Source organism: Dickeya chrysanthemi NCPPB 402 (genome assembly GCF_000406105.1).
Lineage (GTDB): Bacteria > Pseudomonadota > Gammaproteobacteria > Enterobacterales > Enterobacteriaceae > Dickeya > Dickeya chrysanthemi.
Genome location: NZ_AOOA01000076.1, coordinates 1 through 2,288 on the forward strand (window position 1 = coordinate 1; position 2,288 = coordinate 2,288).

The following is a 2,288-nucleotide window of genomic DNA, read 5'->3' on the forward strand; positions in this document are numbered from 1 at the left end:
TCTCCATTACTAGCGAATGGGATAAGATTTAAATCAGGCAGGATAGAATTTCTAAATATATAAGCTACTTCTGCCCCTTCTGTTCCATAATTCTCAAACTACCAGTGAAAATTATGTGGCTGAATATAAGGTATTAAAGATGTATCGTTAGAGATACGAACATACTTTTCAGGATAACAAAACCTTTCAGGAAGCATATTACTAGGATATAAATTAAATTCATTTTGAATAATCATTTCGTTACCTTAGGATCATAAATACTACCATTAGGAAACTGGGTAGACCAATTTGGTGGTGCTAGTTCATTTTCAATTTGTTTTTTAATTCTAAATTGAATAGCTTCTCCCCATGTTTGCGGCATCTAATGCTGCTTGCTCTGCATCAATATTACTAAAAATTGGATTAGTCTCAAAAATGAAAAATTACTGTTTTTTTATTTTTTATAGCATATTCAAGTACATGAATAATATTTTTCACTAAGGGCTCTGTAGAAAAATCTGAATTTTGTAATTTTTCTTTTACAGCCAAAATACTTTCCTTATCTATTAGCCAATCCCCCTCACTTGGTCCAAATAACCAATTATCGGTAATTTCAGAAACAAGTCTCCATAATCCACGATTTTGATATTCAATAATTTGACTTTCCGTAATTTCTACAACTGTTTCAGATTGAATATTTTTATAAGCCCAATCAATCATTTCAGTATATTCACTAATTGAAACATTGTCTTTTAAACAGAAAATTAACAGGTTGTGTTCATTCATTTGTCTAAGTTCCTGATATGAGTTTGTTGTAAATAATCTTTTGCTTGCTTACCTTGTAAATTAAAGGATTAACCGCACCTTGGATGATGCCGCGAATATCATCCATACGGTTACCCCACCAATTTTTATTGGTGTATCGTTAATCATTTATTTCAAAAAAGTTATTTATTATCATATTATCAGGGAGCAGGTCGTTAAAAAAACCCCCTCAAATTCCATTAAATTAGTATTTATCCAGCACATAAACGAACCAAAGCGTTCTTTCCCTGAGTGTAAATATTTAAAATTAAACTCAAAATAAGTTTTTTTGCTTAGAAAATTTAATGGTTTTTCTATAGTGAAAAAAAGCCCTTACTCGTTTTAGTTCGAGATACTATTTTAAATAAATTTTTATTTTCAATAAAATAAGAATATTCATTTACTAAGTTGTTATGATAAAAAAGTAATTTTATTAAAATGTTTTCATAATTTTCTAGGTTCATTTCTAGCTCAATTTAAAATGATTTCATTGTTGCCGTACCAATGCGAAATTTACCATCAACAAAATTTCCCTTCACTGATACAGGTACACCATCAACTTGGGTAGTTTTATTTTCAGGCTGCCTGAAAGAAAGATAGGCAACTTATTACTCATCTTACGCTAGCCCTCAATAATTGAATACGTTGCACTAGAACCAATTATTTCTATGAATGTTTGCTCAAACATAAAAATATAGTATTTAAAGAATTCTCTATTCAAAGGAAAATAACTTTCTTTCAATATCCATTCCGCATAACACTCATCAAGAAGTTCAAAAAAAGATTGACCACCATTTTCATGAAGCAAAGCTCTATCTGCATCTTCCGAAATTAAATCCATAAAAGTATCTATAAAATACGATTCATCAACAACCCTAAAATGAATAACATCTTCAATAAAAATTTTTATGGTTTTATCCGTATTTCTATAACCAACTGCTATAACTTCTACTTTATCAGAGTTTATTGCTGCATTATCAAAATAGAAATAGCCAGTTGGGAAATCTAAGCTTTTTAATTTCATAATTTATCGTGTATTTCCATATCTGATTTTTATTTTTCGGTTATTACTAATTGTTATTTCAAGTGTTGGTTCTCCACCACTACTATCATTACGAGCATTAACCGCACGCCTATCAGGTAAATTGCCCGTTATCGTTCCATTAGGACGTGTTTGTACATTTCGAACATTCAGACTATTAAAATCATTTAGTGCGTCATTGTAATCCCCCACTTTATCATACTGAACAGCGGGACCTTTTGTTTTACTCCTTTGAGTAGTATTGCTCAAAATGTCTTTGATTTGTAAATCACTGCGCACCTTACCGGTTTCTATGCGAGCTGCCACACTACTCGGGCTATAGGGGTCGCTATCAATCGCAGGATTACCACCGCTGGTTTTTTTGTCCGCTAGCCTGTTTCCCAACCTGCTGTACTGTATCGCCAATTTCATCTACCGTACCTAACGCCTTAGTCTGCATATGGCGAACAGCAGGTTTTTATAG

The 2,288-nt window shown here is 32.0% G+C and carries 4 protein-coding genes and 1 pseudogene; all 5 read right to left on the minus strand.

Annotated elements, in window-relative coordinates; genetic code table 11:
- Nucleotides 1–232: 232 nt before the first annotated feature.
- Nucleotides 233–361, minus strand: a complete 129-nt coding sequence (locus DCH402_RS23230) for a hypothetical protein (protein WP_010981028.1) — start codon at nucleotides 359–361, stop codon at nucleotides 233–235.
- Between the two features lie 47 nt (nucleotides 362–408).
- Entirely contained in the window at nucleotides 409–765 is a 357-nt protein-coding gene (locus tag DCH402_RS00135) for a DMP12 family DNA mimic protein (RefSeq protein WP_002230999.1), read from the minus strand.
- A 4-nt stretch (nucleotides 766–769) separates the two neighbouring features.
- Nucleotides 770–886, minus strand: a pseudogene (locus DCH402_RS23335) (hypothetical protein); the annotation flags it as partial.
- Nucleotides 887–1,405: 519 nt separating this feature from the next.
- Nucleotides 1,406–1,807: a hypothetical protein gene (locus DCH402_RS00140; RefSeq protein WP_002215114.1), complete on the minus strand. Its 402-nt coding sequence runs from the start codon at nucleotides 1,805–1,807 to the stop codon at nucleotides 1,406–1,408.
- Between the two features lie 3 nt (nucleotides 1,808–1,810).
- Nucleotides 1,811–2,236, minus strand: coding sequence for a hypothetical protein (locus tag DCH402_RS22835; RefSeq protein ID WP_200864848.1), 426 nt, complete (start codon nucleotides 2,234–2,236; stop codon nucleotides 1,811–1,813).
- Between the last annotated feature and the right edge of the window lie 52 nt (nucleotides 2,237–2,288).

Bases quoted from the DNA above. Each gene is read 5' to 3' on its own strand.
- DCH402_RS22835 (WP_200864848.1), bottom strand. From the start codon at position 2,236: ATGAAATTGGCGATACAGTACAGCAGGTTGGGAAACAGGCTAGCGGAC.
- DCH402_RS00140 (WP_002215114.1), bottom strand. From the start codon at position 1,807: ATGAAATTAAAAAGCTTAGATTTCCCAACTGGCTATTTCTATTTTGAT.
- DCH402_RS00135 (WP_002230999.1), bottom strand. From the start codon at position 765: ATGAATGAACACAACCTGTTAATTTTCTGTTTAAAAGACAATGTTTCA.
- DCH402_RS23230 (WP_010981028.1), bottom strand. From the start codon at position 361: ATGCCGCAAACATGGGGAGAAGCTATTCAATTTAGAATTAAAAAACAA.